This is a genomic window from Geodermatophilus sp. SYSU D01105 (assembly GCF_054050095.1).
Map to the genome: position 1 here is coordinate 75593 of NZ_JBJGYR010000017.1, position 16297 is coordinate 91889.

General features: G+C 76.7%; 16 protein-coding genes. 8 read left to right on the plus strand and 8 right to left on the minus strand.

What is annotated here, in order from left to right:
• Positions 1 to 26: 26 nt before the first annotated feature.
• Genes ACI79I_RS16860 through ACI79I_RS16870 form a run of 3 tightly spaced genes read left to right on the plus strand, consistent with a single transcriptional unit; the run spans position 27 to position 2859 of the window.
• Positions 27 to 1136: a sigma-E factor regulatory protein RseB domain-containing protein gene (locus ACI79I_RS16860; protein WP_456993474.1), complete on the plus strand. Its 1110-nt coding sequence runs from the start codon at positions 27 to 29 to the stop codon at positions 1134 to 1136.
• Positions 1133 to 2053: an ABC transporter ATP-binding protein gene (locus ACI79I_RS16865; protein WP_456993475.1), complete on the plus strand. Its 921-nt coding sequence runs from the start codon at positions 1133 to 1135 to the stop codon at positions 2051 to 2053. Before ACI79I_RS16860 ends, ACI79I_RS16865 begins: the two co-directional genes overlap by 4 nt.
• The gene (locus ACI79I_RS16870; protein WP_456993476.1) at positions 2050 to 2859 is read left to right on the plus strand and encodes an ABC transporter permease; all 810 of its coding nucleotides are present in this window, start codon (positions 2050 to 2052) and stop codon (positions 2857 to 2859) included. The genes ACI79I_RS16865 and ACI79I_RS16870 overlap by 4 nt, the downstream gene beginning before the upstream one ends.
• Positions 2860 to 2943: 84 nt before the next feature.
• On the opposite strand, the gene ACI79I_RS16875 is transcribed toward ACI79I_RS16870, so the two are convergent.
• Positions 2944 to 3750, minus strand: a complete 807-nt coding sequence (locus tag ACI79I_RS16875) for a lipase family alpha/beta hydrolase (protein WP_456993477.1) — start codon at positions 3748 to 3750, stop codon at positions 2944 to 2946.
• Between the two features lie 54 nt (positions 3751 to 3804).
• Between ACI79I_RS16875 and ACI79I_RS16880 the strand changes: the two genes are divergently transcribed.
• Both ACI79I_RS16880 and ACI79I_RS16885 read left to right on the plus strand, forming a co-directional pair.
• Positions 3805 to 4461, plus strand: a complete 657-nt coding sequence (locus tag ACI79I_RS16880) for a CDP-alcohol phosphatidyltransferase family protein (protein WP_456993478.1) — start codon at positions 3805 to 3807, stop codon at positions 4459 to 4461.
• A 93-nt stretch (positions 4462 to 4554) separates the two neighbouring features.
• Positions 4555 to 5529, plus strand: a complete 975-nt coding sequence (locus ACI79I_RS16885; protein WP_456993479.1) for a carbohydrate kinase family protein — start codon at positions 4555 to 4557, stop codon at positions 5527 to 5529.
• 91 nt (positions 5530 to 5620) lie between these two features.
• Here the strand turns inward: ACI79I_RS16885 and ACI79I_RS16890 are convergent, their stop codons facing one another.
• The 7 genes from ACI79I_RS16890 to ACI79I_RS16920 all read right to left on the minus strand — a co-directional run bounded on the left by ACI79I_RS16890 (position 5621) and on the right by ACI79I_RS16920 (position 11340).
• Positions 5621 to 5770 carry a hypothetical protein gene (locus tag ACI79I_RS16890; protein WP_456993480.1) on the minus strand — a complete coding sequence of 50 codons (150 nt, stop codon included), beginning with the start codon at positions 5768 to 5770 and terminating at the stop codon, positions 5621 to 5623.
• 159 nt (positions 5771 to 5929) lie between these two features.
• Positions 5930 to 6580, minus strand: a complete 651-nt coding sequence (locus ACI79I_RS16895) for a flavin reductase family protein (protein ID WP_456993481.1) — start codon at positions 6578 to 6580, stop codon at positions 5930 to 5932.
• A 43-nt stretch (positions 6581 to 6623) separates the two neighbouring features.
• A complete protein-coding gene (locus tag ACI79I_RS16900; protein WP_456993482.1) occupies positions 6624 to 7733 on the minus strand; it encodes a glycosyltransferase in 1110 nt (369 codons plus the stop codon).
• Entirely contained in the window at positions 7730 to 8533 is an 804-nt protein-coding gene (locus tag ACI79I_RS16905) for a carotenoid biosynthesis protein (RefSeq protein WP_456993483.1), read from the minus strand. Before ACI79I_RS16905 ends, ACI79I_RS16900 begins: the two co-directional genes overlap by 4 nt.
• Positions 8530 to 10173, minus strand: a complete 1644-nt coding sequence (locus tag ACI79I_RS16910) for a phytoene desaturase family protein (RefSeq protein WP_456993484.1) — start codon at positions 10171 to 10173, stop codon at positions 8530 to 8532. The genes ACI79I_RS16905 and ACI79I_RS16910 overlap by 4 nt, the downstream gene beginning before the upstream one ends.
• Positions 10170 to 10757: a GNAT family N-acetyltransferase gene (locus ACI79I_RS16915; RefSeq protein WP_456993485.1), complete on the minus strand. Its 588-nt coding sequence runs from the start codon at positions 10755 to 10757 to the stop codon at positions 10170 to 10172. The genes ACI79I_RS16910 and ACI79I_RS16915 overlap by 4 nt, the downstream gene beginning before the upstream one ends.
• A 73-nt stretch (positions 10758 to 10830) precedes the next feature.
• Positions 10831 to 11340 carry a YbaK/EbsC family protein gene (locus tag ACI79I_RS16920; protein WP_456993486.1) on the minus strand — a complete coding sequence of 170 codons (510 nt, stop codon included), beginning with the start codon at positions 11338 to 11340 and terminating at the stop codon, positions 10831 to 10833.
• A gap of 224 nt (positions 11341 to 11564) precedes the next feature.
• On the opposite strand from ACI79I_RS16920, the gene ACI79I_RS16925 reads away from it, so the two are divergent.
• From ACI79I_RS16925 to ACI79I_RS16935, 3 genes are read left to right on the plus strand one after another with little or no spacing between them, the layout of a single operon-like run.
• Positions 11565 to 11891 carry a DUF6504 family protein gene (locus ACI79I_RS16925; RefSeq protein WP_456947641.1) on the plus strand — a complete coding sequence of 109 codons (327 nt, stop codon included), beginning with the start codon at positions 11565 to 11567 and terminating at the stop codon, positions 11889 to 11891.
• Between the two features lie 17 nt (positions 11892 to 11908).
• Entirely contained in the window at positions 11909 to 12376 is a 468-nt protein-coding gene (locus tag ACI79I_RS16930; protein ID WP_456993487.1) for an SAV_6107 family HEPN domain-containing protein, read from the plus strand.
• Positions 12373 to 16143, plus strand: coding sequence for a DNA polymerase III subunit alpha (locus ACI79I_RS16935; RefSeq protein WP_456993488.1), 3771 nt, complete (start codon positions 12373 to 12375; stop codon positions 16141 to 16143). Before ACI79I_RS16930 ends, ACI79I_RS16935 begins: the two co-directional genes overlap by 4 nt.
• Positions 16144 to 16297: the final 154 nt, after the last annotated feature.

The following is a 16297-nucleotide window of genomic DNA, read 5'->3' on the forward strand; positions in this document are numbered from 1 at the left end:
GGGAGACGCGCACGTACCGTTACCGCATGGCCGCACGCGCGCACGGGGCGATGCGGCGCTGGACGGCGGTCGCGGTGCTCGTCGCGGGCCTGGTCGCGCTGCCGTCGATCGTCGGGGCGCTGCCGGCGGATGACGCCGACGTGCCGGCGGCCGACCTGCGCGCCGCGGTGCTGGCCAGCGCCGGCGTCGGGTTCTCGGGGTACGCCGTCTCCGCGGGCGGGCTGGCGCTGCCGGTCTCCGAGGTGCTCCCCGCCGTGGCCGACCTGTTCAGCGACCGCACGACCATGCGGGCCTGGTGGCGCGGACCCGAGGAGCACCGGGTCGACGTCGTCACCGCCGCCGGGGAGACCGGGGTGTACCGCGCGCCCCGCGGCACCTGGACCTGGGAGTACGAGTCCGCGACCGCCACCCGCGGCGAGCCGTCGTCCCTCGCGCTGCCCACCCCGCCGGACCTGCTGCCGGCGCCGCTGGGCCGGCGGCTGCTGTCCGAGGCCACCGACGAGGAGGTCTCCCGCGCCGGCGCGCGCCGCGTCGCCGGCCGGGACGCCCTCGGCCTGCGGCTGGTCCCCGCGGACGCCGCGTCGTCGGTCGGCCGGGTCGACGTCTGGGTGGACCCGGCCAGCGGGCTGCCCCTGCAGGTCGAGGTCTTCGCCGAGGGCGCGAGCGACCCGGCCCTGGACACGCGCTTCCTCGACCTGGACCTCACCGTGCCCCCGGCGTCGGTGGTGGCCTTCACCCCGCCGCCGGGCGCCACGGTGGGCGAGGCGCCGGACACCGACGAGCTGATCCGCGAGGCGGGCCGGCGGACGCCGACCGGGCCGCTGCCGCCGGTGCTGGCCGGGCTGCCCCGCCGATCCCTGGAGGGGGTGCCGGCGGCGGTGGGGGTGTACGGCCGCGGCGTGACGCTGCTGGCGGTCGCGCCGGTCCCGCCGCGGCTGGCCGCCGGCCTGCGGCAGGCCCTGCGGGTCAGCCCGGACGCCGTGGTCGACGAGCTGGGCCTGCGGGTGGCCGCCGGCCCGTTGGGGCTGATGCTGGTCGACGCGCCCGGGCGCGGCGCCCACGTCCTCACCGGGACGGTCACCCTCGACGCCCTCGCCGAGGCCGCCCGGCAGCTGCACGGGGGAGCGCAGCCGTGACCGTGGTGATCCGCACGCGGGGGCTGGTCAAGCGCTACGGCCGGGTCCGCGCGGTCGACGGCATCGACCTGGACGTGCAGGAGGGGGACGTCTACGGCTTCCTCGGCGCGAACGGCTCGGGGAAGACGACCACCGTGCGGATGCTGCTGGGCCTGGTGCTGCCCACCAGCGGCGAGGTGGAGCTGCTCGGGCAGCGGATGCCGCGGGCCGCCCGGCGGGTGCTGCCGCGGGTCGGCGCCCTCATCGAGGGGCCGGCCCACCACGGGCACCTCTCCGGCCGGGCCAACCTCGCGCTGCTCGACGCCGCGGGCCCGGGCGGGTCCCGGCGCACCCGCCGCCGGCGGATCGAGGAGGTGCTCGAGCAGGTCGGCCTGGCCGGCGTCGACCGGCGGCCGGTCAAGGCCTACTCGCTGGGCATGCGCCAGCGGCTCGGGCTGGCCGGCGCCCTGCTGCGGCGGCCGGAGCTGCTGGTCCTCGACGAGCCCACCAACGGCCTGGACCCGCAGGGCATCTCCGAGATCCGCGAGCTGCTGCTGGACCTGCACCGCGGCGGGACGACGGTGTTCCTCTCCAGCCACCTGCTGGCCGAGGTCGAGCAGCTGTGCACCCGGGTCGGCGTGCTCGACCGTGGGCGCGTGGTGCTGCAGGACAGCCTGGCGACGCTGACCGCACCCACCGGGGCGACCGTGGTCCACACCCCCGCCCCCGAGCGGGTGCGGGCGCTGCTCGACGGGCGGGTGCTGGCCGTCCACGGGACGCGGGTCGTCGTCCGGGGCGGGGACCCCGCCGAGGTCAACGCGCAGCTGGTCGGCGCGGGCGTGCCCGTGACCGGCCTCGCGCTGGACCGGCCCACGCTGGAGGAGGTGGTCCTCGCCGCGGCGGGGACCAGCCCCGACCGGGTGGAGGCGGCGCGGTGATCCTCGTCGAGCTGCGCAAGCTGTTCCGGCGCCCGCGGACCTGGACCACGATCGCCGTCCTCAACGCGCTGCCGGTGCTGGTGGCGGTGCTGCTGGTGCTCACCGACCTCGCGCCCCGGCCGGGTGAGGGGCCGCCGTTCCTCTCCGCCGTCCTGACCAACGGGACGCTGTTCCCCCTCGCCGCGTTGGCGATCGTGCTGCCGCTGTTCCTCCCCATCGCCGTGGCCGTCGTCGCCGGGGACTCGGTCGCCGGCGAGGCGCAGGCCGGGACGCTGCGCTACCTGCTCGCCCGCCCGGCCGGCCGCACGCGGCTGCTGGTCGCCAAGCTGGTCGCGGTGATCGCCTTCGTCCTGGTGACCGTGCTGGTGGTGGCGGCCGTCGGCTACGTCGTCGGGGCGACGCTGTTCGACGCCCAGCCGGCCGGGGGGACGTCGGTGTCGGGCACCTCCCTGTCCGAGCAGGAGCTGCTCGGCCGCAGCGCGATGGCCATCGGCTACGTCACCGTCTCGATGCTCGGGGTCGCCGCGTTCGGGCTGTTCTTCTCCACGCTGACCGACTCGCCGCTGGCCGCAGCCCTCGGCGCCCTGGCCGTGCTGGTCGCCTCCTCGCTGCTGTTCACCCTCGACGCGGCCTCGCCGATCGCGCCGTACCTGCCCACGCGCTACTGGCTGGCGTTCGTCGACCTCTTCCGCGACCCGATCCTGTGGCGGGACGTCGTCCGGGGCCTGACGCTGCAGGGCGTCTACGTCGGTGTGCTGCTCGCCGCGGCGTGGGCCAACTTCACCACCAAGGACGTCACCAGCTGAGAGAGGGCCCCGTCCCGGGCCCCACCCCTCGCAGGCTCAGGGCGGGGCCCGGGACGGGGCCGAGCGGCGGGGGAGGGTCCTTCCTCACCCACCGAGGGGGGCGCAGTCGTCGGGGCCGAGCGCGACCGGGTCCCCGGGCGCCAGCTCGGCGAGGACCATCGCCTGCACGAGGGGGTCCCGCGGCAGGTCGCCGTGACCGAGCCGGGCGTCGGCGCACACCGACTGCACCGGCAGGTTCAGCGCACCCTCGAGACGGGCCGAGTCCGGCGGGGTCACCGTCTCGTCCTGCGCGGTCCAGATGGAGACCCAGGTCGGGCCCTCCGGGGTCTCGTCCTCGGCGTTGAGCTGGGCGATCAGCTCGCCGCCGGTCGACATCTGCTGGCAGCCCACCGGGCACTGGGACGGCGCGATCGAGCGGGCCAGGTCGGCGAGGGTGGTGCCGTGGTGCGGCGAGCCGAGGGTGACCACCCGCCGGGCCACGTCCGCACCGCCGTCGGCCACCCAGAGCCGCGCGATGACCCCGCCCGCCGAGTAGCCGACGACGTCGACGCTGTCCGCGCCGGTGCGCTCCAGCGCGGCGTCGGCCGCCGCGCCCAGGACGTCGGCGGAGGCGGTGAGGTCGCCGGTGCCGTCCCCGGGCACGGCGACGACGGTGGCGTCGCGGCCCTCCGCGGTGAGCCGGTCGGCCAGGGGCTGCAGCGACGCGGTGGACCCGCCGTAGCCGGGGACCAGCAGCACCGGCCCCGGCTCCTCCTGGGACACCGGCCCGTCCGCGCCTCCCGACGACCGGCCCAGCAGCAGGAGGACACCGGCGGCGAGGGCGGCGACGACGACGAGGACCAGCACCGCCAGGACGAGGCGGCGCCGGGCGGGGGAGAGGCCGGCGAGCACCTCCCCACTGTCCCTGCTCTCGCCGGGCTCGCGCCGTCCTGGTGGACTGCGGGCGTGCTGAGCCGCGAGGAGTACCTGGCCGCCTGGTCGGCGTGGCACGGCGGGACCGACCCCGCGCAGAGCCGGCTGGTCCGCGGCTGGTTGTCAGCCGCCTACGCGGTCGCCCGTCCGCTGGCCGGGCTGCCCCCGGTCGCGGCCACCGCGCTCGGACTGGCGGTGGCGGTCGCCGCGGTCGTCCCGGCGGCGGCCGGCGGTCCGTGGCTGATGGTGGCCGGACCGCTGATCGGCGTCTCGGCGGTCCTGGACTCGGTGGACGGCGCGCTGGCGATCAGCACCGGCCGGGCCTCCCGCCGCGGCTTCGTGCTCGACTCGGCCGTCGACCGGCTCAGCGAGGCCGCCTTCGCCGCGGCGCTCTGGGTGGCCGGGGCGCCCGGCTGGCTGGCCGCGGCGTTCGGCGGGCTGTGCTGGCTCCCGGACTACCTGCGCGCCCGCGCCGGGCAGGCGGGCGTGGCCGAGACCGGGGCGATCTCGGTCTGGGAGCGGCCGACGCGGGTGGCGATGACCGGGTTCACCCTCGGGGGCGCGGGAGTGCTCTCCGGCCTGGTCGCCGCGGCCCCGGTGGTCACCGCCGGCACGGCCGTCGGCTGCCTGCTCGGGATGGTCGGCGTGGGACAGCTGACGGCCTCCCTGCGCCGGGCGCTGGCGGACTGACCGGCGGGGCCGCGGGGCGGCCACCTAAGGTTGTCCTGCCCAGCCCGGACCCGACTCGCGCGGGCCGCCACCGCCTCCGAGGGAGCGACCCCCGTGCCCGTCGTCGTCACCGGCTCCATCGCCACCGACCACCTGATGACCTTCCCCGGGAAGTTCACCGAGCAGTTCGTCGAGGGGCAGATGGAGAACGTCTCGCTGTCCTTCCTCGTCGACGACCTGGTGCAGCACCGGGGCGGGGCGGGCGCGAACATGGCCTACGGCCTGGGCCTGCTCGGCGTGGGGCCGGTGCTGGTGGGCGCCGTCGGCAGCGACTTCGCCGACTACGACGCCTGGCTGGCGCGGCACGGTGTGGACACCGCCAGCGTGCACTGGTCCGAGCTCAAGCACACCGCGCGGTTCGTCTGCACCACCGACGCGGTGAACAACCAGATCGCGTCGTTCTACTCGGGCGCGATGAGCGAGGCGTCGTCCATCGAGCTGGGCCCGGTCGCCGCGCGGGTGGGGACGCCGGACCTCGTCGTCGTCGGCCCCAACGACCCGACCGCGATGGTGCGCCACACCCAGGAGTGCCGCGACCGCGGCTTCCCCTTCGCCGCCGACCCGAGCCAGCAGCTGGCCTGGGCCGACGGCGAGATGATCCGCGAGCTGGTGGACGGCGCCGAACTGCTGTTCACCAACGAGTACGAGGCGGCGCTGCTGCTGCAGAAGACCGGCTGGACCGCCGAGGAGGTGCTCGCCCGCGTGGGGGTGTGGATCACCACCCGGGCCGCCGAGGGCGTCCTCGTGCGGCAGGCCGGCAGCGAGCCCATCTCGGTGATCGCCGTGCCCGAGACCAAGCCGGTCGAGCCGACCGGTGGCGGCGACGCGCTGCGGGCCGGGTTCATCGCCGGCCGGATGTGGGGGCTGGGCCTGGAGCGAGCCACCCAGCTCGGTTCGGCGGTGGCCACCGAGGCGGTCGAGGTCATCGGCACGCAGGAGTACTCCCTGGAGCGGCAGCCCTTCCTCGAGCGGTTCGCCGCGGCCTTCGGGTCCGACGCCGCCGACGAGGTCGCTGCCCACCTGCCCTGACACCGCGGTCCTCGGGGACCGCACCGGCACCGGGTGCCGTGCCCCACCGGCGCCGAGTCGCCGCGTGTCCCGGCCGGGGGAGCCCGTCCGGCTACAGGCACGGCAACGGGATCCACCAGATCCACATCTGCTCGCAGTGCCGGGGTGCGGCGTCGCTGCTGCTCGCAGCCGCCGCCCCGGGGGTGAGCAGCACTGCTGTCGCGACGGCGACACCCACCACGGCGGTCCGGAACCAGCCCATCGCTCTCCTCCCGGGCTCGTCTCACCCGACGCGAGACCGGATCGTCTCGCATGAGACAGGATGCTCATCCGCCTGCTCGGGGCGATCCAAGGGCCTTTGGTCCCTCTTCGGGCGCGCCGGCGCCCGCCCGACCGGGCGTGGACCGCGTGCCCCTCTCCGTCAGCCCTCCCGGAGCTGTTCGCCGATCGTGGGGTCCTCGGCCCAGCGGCGGTAGGCGATCCGCCGGATCTCCTTGACCTCGCCGATGGTCGACCACTCGTTGCCGCCGAGCCGGGCCAGTGGCTTGAGCTCCTCGATCCGCGGTCGCCCGTCGCGGACCGCGCTCTCCCGCACGCTGATCAGCTGCACCCGGCCGAAGACGACGGTGCTGTCGCCCAGCCGCAGCGTCGAGTGCAGCGTGCACTCCACCGCCACGGGGGACTCGGCGACCCGGGGCACCGAGACCCGCTCGCCGGGCTCGAGCCGGACGCCGCACTCCTCGGCCTCGCTCACCCCGTGCGGGAAGTCCGTCCCGGTGGCGTTCACCTGCTCGAACAGCTCCTCCGGGGTCAGGCTGACGGTGAACTCGCCGGTGGCCTCGACGTTGCGCAGCGAGTCCTTGCGGCCGACCGAGGTGAACTGCACGACCGGCGGGTCCACGCAGGCGACGGTGTAGAAGGAGTGCGGCGCCAGGTTCACCACGCCCTCGGCCGAGCGGCTGGTCACCCAGGCGATCGGCCGGGGCACCACCACCGAGTTGAGCACCCGGTAGAAGGCGCCGCTGTCCATGGCGGCCGGGTCGAACAGGACGCGGGCATCCGGGCTGGTCACCCGCCCATCCTCGCCGAGCACCGGTCGGTCGGCCGCGGGGGGATCAGGAGGGGAGGCGGCGGCCGCGCCAGGCGAGCGTCCCGCGCCGTCGCGCGGCGAGCGACGAGGCCATCAGGGCGTCGAACAGCAGCACCGAGACCGGGTGGGCCAGCGAGTCCGGCCACACCCGGCTGCCGGTGACCGCGGCCGACACCGCCCGCCCCGCGACGCCGGCCGCGTAGCCCAGCAGGCCCGCGCGGGAGCCGCGCAGGGCGGCCAGGGCCGGCAGGACGGCGACGGCGGTCAGGCCGGCCGCGGCCGCGGCGCTGGCCACCGGCGACCCGCCGACCGAGGCCCACAGCGACTTGGCGTACCCCGCCCGCAGCGCGGACCAGCCCTCGTACATGCGGCAGGCGGCCAGCCGGGACCCGTCGACGGGCGCCGTCCGCCCGCCGGTCCGCCTGACCGCCCGGGCGAGCGCGACGTCCTCGATGACCTCGCCGCGCACGGCGCCGTGCCCGCCGGCCCGCTCGTAGGCCGTCCGCCGCAGGACGAGGAACTGGCCGTTGGCGGCCGCCAGCGACGGGCGCGGCGAGCGCTCGGCCAGCCGCACCGGCAGCGTCGCCATCCACAGCCACGGGCCCAGTGGCTGCACCAGCCGTTCGGCCGCGGTCCCCGTCACCGGCCGCGGCCAGGGGGAGACGAGGTCCAGGCCGGCGGCGTCGAGCAGGGCCACCGCCGAGGCGACCGCGTCCGGGAACAGCCGGACGTCGGCGTCGAGGAAGACCAGGACCCCGTCGCCAGCGGCCTCGTCACTCGCCGCGCCGGCCGCACAGGCGTGCGGCTTGCCCAGCCAGCCCGGCGGCGGCTCCGGAGCGGGCACCAGCCGGACGCGGGGATCGGGCACCGACCGGACCACCGCGGCCGTGCCGTCGGTCGAGCCGTCGTCCACGACGACCACCCGCAGGTCGGGCACGCCCTGCTGGGCCAGGACCGCGGCCAGGCAGCCGCCGACCTGCGCCTCCTCGTCGCGGACCGGCAGGACCACGGTGACGGGGCGGCGTACCGGCGGCGGGGAGGACGGCGGCCGGCGCAGCAGCGCCGCGTTGAGGGCCGCGTGCAGCGCCCCGGCGACCGCCACCCCGGAGAGGGCGCGCACCCCCGGGCCGCTCACCGCGACCGCGCCCGCCGGGCCTGCACCGCCAGGGCGGCCAGCACCGGGACGGCGAGGACGACCCCCCACGCCGCCGAGCCGGGCAGGTCCAGCCAGCCGGCGTGGGCCAGCGCGCCGCCGAGGGTCATCCAGGCCAGGGCCAGCAGCGGCGCGCCGTCGCCGATCCGCGCCGGCGCGCCGGAGACCAGCAGGTCCAGCACCGTCATCAGCACCAGGCCGGCCAGCAGCCAGCCGGCCAGGTTGGTCAGCGGCACGGTGTCGATGCCGGGCAGGGACGGCCGCGGGTGGGCCCACGTCCAGTAGCCGGCCTGGACCATCTGCGGGTCCAGCACGACGTCCCAGCCGGCGAAGACGGCGGCGGCGACCGCGACACGGGCCGGACGGCGCCGCGGCGCCCCGACCCCGGCGGTCAGCCGGCGGGCCAGCAGCCAGCTCGGCCAGGCCATCATCAGCCAGGCCAGCGGGACCAGGAACGGGACGCCGAGCAGCGTCGGGCCGAGGTCGTCGCTGTAGGTGTACTGCCCGTAGGGGACGCCGGTGGCCAGCCCGACCGCCTCGAACACCACCGCCGTCACGCCGACCAGCAGCAGGACCGCGGCGCCGGTCCGCGCCCCCCGGCTGGCCGCGGCGTGGCCCACCGAGAGGGCAGCGCCCAGCAGCACGATGGTCCAGCTGACGGTGTCCCGCGCACCGCCGTCGGTCAGCGGGTAGGCGATCGCGACGAGGACGAGCAGCCCGGCCAGCGCCCACGGCAGGACCACCGCCGTGCCGCGCGACCGCGTCAGCGCCGGCCCGGTCACCGGCGACCCCGGAGCCGGCCGGCCGCGCGGGCCAGTGCCGCCCGGCCACGGGCCGGCCGCCCACGGTCGGCGAGGACGACCCGCGCCACCGTCCGCCCGGAGTTGCCCGAGACGCCGCCGCCCGGGTGGGTCGAGGCGCCGGCCAGGTACAGGCCCGGTAGCCCCGGGACGCGGTGCGCGGACAGGGCGGGCGTGGGGCGGAAGCCGAACATGCTGGCCAGCCCCATCTCCACGTGCATGACGTTGCCACGCAGCAGGGACAGTTCCCGTTCCAGCAGCACCGGCGTCTGGACGTACAGCCGCTGTACCGAGTCGGCGAAACCGGGGGCGAAGCGGTCGACGGACGCGACCAGCCGGGCGGCCTCGGACTCGGCCAGGGAGTCCCAGTCGGCGCCGTCGGCGAGCGCATAGGGGTACCACTGCCCCCAGACGGTGACCACGTGCCGGCCGGGCGGGGCGAGGGTGTCGTCGGTGGCGGAGAAGCACATCGCCAGCGGCACCGGTTCCCGGGGCAGCCGGCCGGCCCGCCAGTCGCCGGCGGCCGCGGCCAGCTGCGCGCGGTCGGTGCACAGCAACTGGAGGCCGCCGAGCGCCTCGGCCGTCGCGACGCCCGGGTAGGCCGGCGGGGCGTCGGTGAGGGCGCGCACCACCAGGCCGAAGCCGTTGCCCAGCGGCGGGTCGGCGTCGGCGAGCGCGGGTGGGGCGGACCCGCCGGCCAGGTCGCGGGTCTCCAGCACGTGACAGGCGGCGACCACGACCGGGGCGCGGACCCGCCGTCCGGACGTCGTCTGCACGCCGGCGACCCGGCCGCCCTCGACGAGCAGCCGCGCCGCGCCGTCGCCCAGGGTGACCCGCCCGCCGTCGGCCTCCAGCCGCCGGCGCAGCGCCTGCGTGAGCCCGCCGGAGCCGCCGACCGGGTGGCCGGGCGGGACGTCGTGCAGCAGCGTCGCCCAGGCGACCATCGCCGCGGTGCCCGGCTCGCTGACCGGGGGGCCGGACTGCGCGCCGAACCAGGCCAGCGCCGCCTTGAGCCGCTCGCTGCGGAACCACCGGTCGAGCAGCGCGTCGCCCGAGCCCAGGAAGTCGACGGCGAGGTCGCCGCCGGAGGTGCGCGGCCGGCCCTGGGCGGGCGCACCCAGCGGCCAGAACGACCGGAGCAGGCCCGCGGGGCTCGGCCGCCGCGCGAAGGAGGCCACGACCGCGCGGCTGCGGGGTGCCCAGACCTCGACGAAGCGGCGGTACGCGTCGGCGTCGTCCGGCCCGCACGCCGCCGCGATCGAGGCGCAGGTGGCCGCCAGGTCGACGGAGAAGACCAGGGGGCGCCCGTCCGGGCCGGGATCGCCCGGGACCGGGGCGGGGGCGAAGCCCCAGGGGTCGCAGTCGACGTAACGCAGGCCGTGCGCGGCCAGGTCCAGCTCCTCGAGGATGCCGCTCTGCCGGATGATCACGTGCGCGCTGGAACCGCGGTCGACGCGGACGCCGGGCCACCGCTCCACCGTGGAGACCGCCCCGCCCAGCACCTCGTCGCGCTCGACGACCTCGACCCGCAGGCCGGCGCGGGCCAGGTAGCAGGCCGCGACCAGCCCGTTGTGCCCGGCGCCGACGACGACGGCGTCGACGGGGGAGTCGCCGTCGGTCACCGCGCGTCGACGCGCGGGGGCGGTGGTCGCAGCGGCAGGCGGGCGCCGAGGATCGCGAACGGGCGGGAGTCGCCGGGGAAGTGGTGGTTGCGGGCCAGGTCGACGAAGCCGTCGGCGTGGTACAGCCGGAAGGCCTTGGTGTCGCTGTCGGGGGTGGACAGCAGCGCCGCGGGGTGGGGCAGGTCGGCCAGCAGGGCGTGCAACAGCTGCCGGCCCAGCCCGCGGCTCTGGTGGTCGGGGTGGACGTGCAGCTCGCAGACCTCGAAGGCCCCGGGCAGCCACCGCTTGGCGGTCCGCCGGTCCAGCGCCGCCCGCACCTGGTCGTGCCACCACTGGCCGGGGGCGACCAGGTAGCCGTAGCCGAACCCGACCAGCTGCTCGCCCTCCGGGGTGGCGACGAAGCCGCCGACGGCCCGGAACCCGGCGCGCTCGGTGTGCTGGACGGCATAGCCGTAGCGCCCGGCCACGACCGACGGCGCGTAGCCCATCGCCGCGCCGTAGATGGCCAGGGCCTCGTGCATGTGGTCGCGCAGCCACCCGGTGGGCAGCTCGGTGACCCGCGTCGCGGGGGTCGTGCCGGTCACGGTGCCTCCTCCTCGGCCCTCGTCGTCCCCGGAGCCGGGGGTGGTCCGCCCGTGCGGGACCTCGCGCGCCCGGTCACGGCGACACCTCCACCGGGGTGACGGGGCCGGTGCCGACCTCGGCCGCGGTGCCGCCGGTCAACCGCAGCAGCTCCTCGTAGGTGGTGGGGAAGACCGCGTGCGGGTGGCCTGCGGCAGCCCAGACCCGCTCGTGGCGGGCCAGCTCGACGTCGACCAGCGTGCCGATCGGCTCGGGGTGCCCGATCGGTGCCACCCCGCCGATGGGCTGCCCGGTGTGCCGGCGGACGAAGTCGGGGGAGGCCGGGCGCACCGCGGGGACGCCGAGCAGGGTGGCGACCCGGTCGACGTCGACCCGGTGCGCGCCGCTGGTCAGGACCAGCAGGGGCGCGCCGGCGACGTCGAACACCAGGCTGTTGGCGATCGCCCCGACGGGGACGCCGAGCTGCGCGGCGGCCGCGCCGGCGGTGCGGGCGCTGTCGGGCAGGTCGCGGACCTCCCCGGCCGCTCCGGACTCCGCCAGGAGGCGGGCGATGGCAGCCACCCGCGGGTGCTCGGGTCGGCTCATGCGCTGATCCTCCCATCGGCTCCCGCCGACCGCTGGCCCTCGGCCGCGCCGGCTCGCCCACTCCCGCGCGCTCCGCTTGACGAGTGTCGGTGCGGTCGGGTCTACTCGACCTCGTTCGAACACGCGTTCGAACAGCGGTCGACCTCCCGCCGCACCCGGGTCCTTCCCCACCCGGTGTGGCGGGCGGGCCGGCCGGGTCGGCGCAGAGCGGTGGGGAGTCTGTCATGAGCCGGGTGCTGGGTGGGGTCGGCGGTCGGGTCGGCGAAGAGGTGCAGGTCGAGCGGGGGTCCCTCGGCCCGGCGCAGTTCTGGCGGGGCCAGTCGCGGTACGTCGTGGGAGAGCTGCTCGACTCGTGGGTGGAGACCGCACCGTGGTGGCAGCGGGGTCCCGAGGAGGCCGGCGGCGCCTCCGCCGAGCTGGTCGCCACGCGCGAGGTGTGGCGGGTGGAGGCGGTCCGGGCCGGGCGGTCGCGGATGAGCTTCGCCGGCGTCTTCGACCTCAGCTGGGAGTCCACGGCCAACCGGTGGTCGCTCGTGCGGGTGCACGACTGATGGGCGCGGTCCGCGTCGTGGCCGATCAGCTCCCCCTGCCCCCGCCACTGCCGCCGGCGGCCACGCAGCTGCTCGACCAGGCCTCCCGAGCGCTGGCCGAGGCCTCGGCGAGCACCGACGCCCGGCAGCGCTACGCCACGGCGCACCTCGGCGCGTTGCGGGCCGCCGCGGCGGTGCTGGCCGCCCGCACGCGGCCGGAGTCCGGGCGTCGGCGGCCGCGCAGCGCCTGGGTGCTGCTCGGCCAGGTCGCGCCGGAGCTCGGGGAGTGGGCCACGTTCTTCGCCGCCGGCGCCGCCAAGCGGGCGGCCGCGGAGGCCGGGCTCTCCCGGGCGGTCACCGAGCGCGAGGCCGACGACCTGGTCCGCGACGTCCGGGCCTTCCTCACCGTGGTCGAGAGCTGCCTGGGCAGCGACCCGGAACCCGAGTCGCCTCGACGCGCCCGCCCGCGGGTGGTCGGTGGCTCCGAGCACCGGAACAGGCGGTGACGGCCGACCCCTTCGTCCACCTCCACGTCGCCTCGGGCTACTCCATGCAGTACGGGGCCAACCACCCGGCCGACCTGGTGAACCGGGCTGCCGAGCACGGCATGCAAGCCCTGGCGCTGACCGACCGCGACGGGCTCTACGGCGCGGTCAAGTTCGCCCTCGCCTGCCGGGCGGCCGACGTGCGGCCGGTCTTCGGGGTGGACCTCGCCGTCGTGCCCGCGGTCGACAGCACGGTGCCGCCGGCCCTGGCGCCGGTGCTGGGAGGCGGGCACTCCGCGGAGCGGACGCGTGCGCGCCGGCCGGACGGGCCACCCGGCGCCTCCGGCCGCGCCGGGTCGGGTCGCCGCGTGCCGGCCCGGGGCGGGGCCAGCGTCGACCCCCGGCTGCCCCGGGTCACCTTCCTCGCCCGGGACGGCGCCGGCTGGCGGTCGCTGTGCCGGCTGACCAGCGCCACCCACCTGCGCGGCATCCGCGGCGAGCCGGTGAGCTCGCTGGCGCTGGCCGCCGAGCACGCGCCGGGGCTGGTCGCCCTCCTGGGGCCGGACTCCCCGGTGGGCCGGGCGCTGGCCGCGGGCCGGGCCGACGTCGCCTCCGCCCGACTGGCCGCCTGGCGCGCGGTCTTCGGCCCCGGCTCCCTGGTGCTCGAGCTGGTCCACCACCGCGGCCGGGGCGACCGCTCCCGGGCGCAGGCACTGCTGCGCTTCGCGGCCGCGGAGGACGTGCCGGTGGTGCTCACCAACGCCGTCCGCTACGTCGACGCTCTCGACGCCCCCACCGCCGACGTCCTCGACGCCGCACGCCGGCTGGTGCCGCTGGACACCCGGCACGTCGACCGGCGCACCGCCGAGGGGTACCTGAAGTCGGGTAAGGAGATGGCCGAGGTCGCCGAGGACGTCGTCGGGCCCGACCGCGACGCGGTGCTGCGGCTGCTGGAGCGCACCGCCCGGCTGGCCGAGCAGTGCGCCGTCGACGTCCGGGCCGACCTCGGCATCGGCACGGTGCGCTATCCCGAGCTCGACGTGGTCACCACCCCGGCCGAGCAGGGGATGAACCCGTCGCAGGTGCTGCGCGCCCGCTGCGAGGCGGGGCTGGGCCGGCGCGGGATGGCGCTCACCGAGCGGGTGCGGGTGCGCCTCGAGGAGGAGCTCGAGGTGATCGACTCCCTCGGCTACCCGTCCTACTTCCTCACCGTCGCCGACGTGGTCGACCTCATCAAGGGCCTGCGGGTCCGTGCGGCGGCGCGCGGCTCGGGCGCGGGCAGCCTGGTCACCTACCTGCTCGGCATCTCCGACGTCGACCCGATCCGCTACGGCCTGCTGATGGAGCGCTTCCTCTCCCCGCTGCGCCACCAGTTGCCCGACGTCGACATCGACGTGGAGTCCGCGCGCCGGATGGAGGTCTACGACGCGGTGATCGAGCGCTTCGGCGCCCACCGGGTCAGCTGCATCTCGATGATGGACACCTACCGGGTGCGGCACGCCATCCGCGACGTCGGCGCCGCGCTCGGGCTGCCCCCGGCCGAGATCGACGCGGTGGCCAAGGCCTTCCCGCACATCCGGGCCAACCAGGTGCACGCCGCGCTCAAGGACCTGCCGGAGCTGCGGGCCAGCCGGTTCGGGTCGCGACGGGCCGGCGGCACCGGCGACCTGGACCTGCTGTTCGACCTCGTCGCGCGCCTCGACGGGCTGCCCCGGCACATCGCGCTGCACCCGTGCGGGGTGCTGCTCTCCGACGCCACGCTGCTCGACCGCACCCCGGTGGAGAACAGCTACCTGGGCTACCCGATGAGCCAGTTCGACAAGGACGACGTCGAGGAGCTCGGACTGCTCAAGCTCGACCTGCTGGGCATCCGGATGCAGTCGGCGATCGCCCACGCCCTCGACGAGGTGGCCCGGGTCGACGGCGAGGTCGTCGACATCGACACGGTCCCGCGCGACGACCCGACGACGTTCGAGCTGATCCGCAGCACCCGCACCCTCGGCATGTTCCAGATCGAGTCGCCGGGCCAGGGCGAGCTGGTCGGCAAGTTCGGGCCGGAGACGTTCGAGGACATCATCATCGACATCTCGCTGTTCCGGCCCGGGCCGGTGAAGAGCGACATGGTCACCCCGTTCCTCATGGCCCGGAACGGCTGGCGGGAGGCGGTCTACCCGCACCCCGACCTTGCCTTCGCACTCGAGCAGACCGCCGGCGTCGTGGTCTTCCACGAGCAGGTGCTGCAGGTCGTGTCCCGGATGACCGGCTGCACCCTCGCCGAGGCCGACGAGGTGCGCCGCGCCCTGGGGGAGAAGGACGCCCACCCCGAGGTGCGCACCTGGTTCGTCCCGCGCGCGCTGGCCGAGGGCTATCCGCCGGAGGTGGCCGAGCAGGTCTGGGAGGTGCTGGTCGCCTTCGGCTCGTTCGGGTTCTGCAAGGCCCACGCCGCGGCCTTCGCCCTGCCCACCTACCAGTCGGCGTGGCTCAAGGCGCACCACCCGGCGGCGTTCCTGGCCGGGGTGCTCACCCACGACCCGGGCATGTACCCGAAGCGGCTGATCCTCGACGACGCCCGCAACTTCGGCGTCCGGGTGCTCGGGCTCGACGTCAACGCCTCGGCCGGCACCTACCGGGTGGAGCGGCTCGACGACGAGGAGCCGTCCTGGCAGCGGCCCGAGTGGATGCCCGCCTCGATGGCCGACCCGTCCCGCTACGGCATCCGGCTGTCGCTGGCCGACGTCAAGGGCATCGCCGAGGAGGAGGTGGCCCGCGTCGTCGCGGGGCAGCCCTACCGGTCGCTGACCGACTTCTGGCACCGGGCGTCGGTGTCCCGGCCGGTGGTCGAGCGGCTGGTGCTGGCCGGCGGCTTCGACTCCCTCTACGGCTTCGGGATCCGCGACCGCGAGGCCGGCCGCCCCACCCGCAGCCGCCGGCAGGTCACCCGGCGCGACCTGCTGCTGCAGATCGGCGAGCTCGACCGGTGGAGCCGCAGCGGCGCGCGGGCGAGCTCGAACGGGCAGCTCAGCCTCGACCTCATGGGCCTGGAGCTCCCCGGCGAGGAGGACGGTGGCGAGGAGGCGGGCGAAGTCGGGCCGGGCTGGGCGGAGGGCAGCGGGCTGCCGGAGTTCACCGACGCCGAGCTGGTGCGAGCCGAGCTGGAGGTGCTCGGGCTGGACGCCAGCCGGCACGTCGTCGACTTCTACCGGCCGTTCCTCGCCGCGATCGGCGCGGTCCCGGCGGGGGAGCTGCTCGGCTGCCGCAGCGGCGCGGAGGTGCTCGTCGCCGGCGTCAAGGTGGCGACCCAGACCCCGCCGATCCGCTCCGGCCGCCGGGTGGTCTTCGTGACCCTCGACGACGGCACCGGGTGCACCGACTCCACCTTCTTCGAGGACGCCCAGGGGCCCTACGCCGCCACGGTCTTCCACTCGTGGCTGCTGGTGATCCGCGGGGTGCTGCGGCGCACCGGCCCGCGGGGGGTGTCCCTGCGCGCCACCGGGGCGTGGGAGCTGCCCGCGCTGCACGAGGCATGGGAGGCCGGCGGTGCGGCCGCGGTGGCCGAGCACATGGCCGCGCCGGGGGAGTACACGGAGGCGGCCATCACCGGGGCGGCGGCCTCGCACGGGTCCCGGCCGGTGGTGGTCAAGCCGGTGCTGGTCCACCCGACCGGCTTCCGGATGTCGCCCTACGCCGACATCAAGCCGGCCGGGGACGACGCCGCGACGGCGGCCCGCCGGGCCGCAGCAGCGCCGCGCAAGCTGTGGCACTCCAGCCCCGGCAGCTCCGGCCACTGAGTGCGGGCGACCGTGCGTCGCCGCCCCGAGCGCCGCGCCCGGTGGTGTGCGGTTCCGGCGCGTTCTCCGGCCAGGATGCGCCGGAACCGCACACCACCACGGGCGCCCGCCGGAACCGCACACCACCACGGACCCCGATCCGCGATGAGTTCCG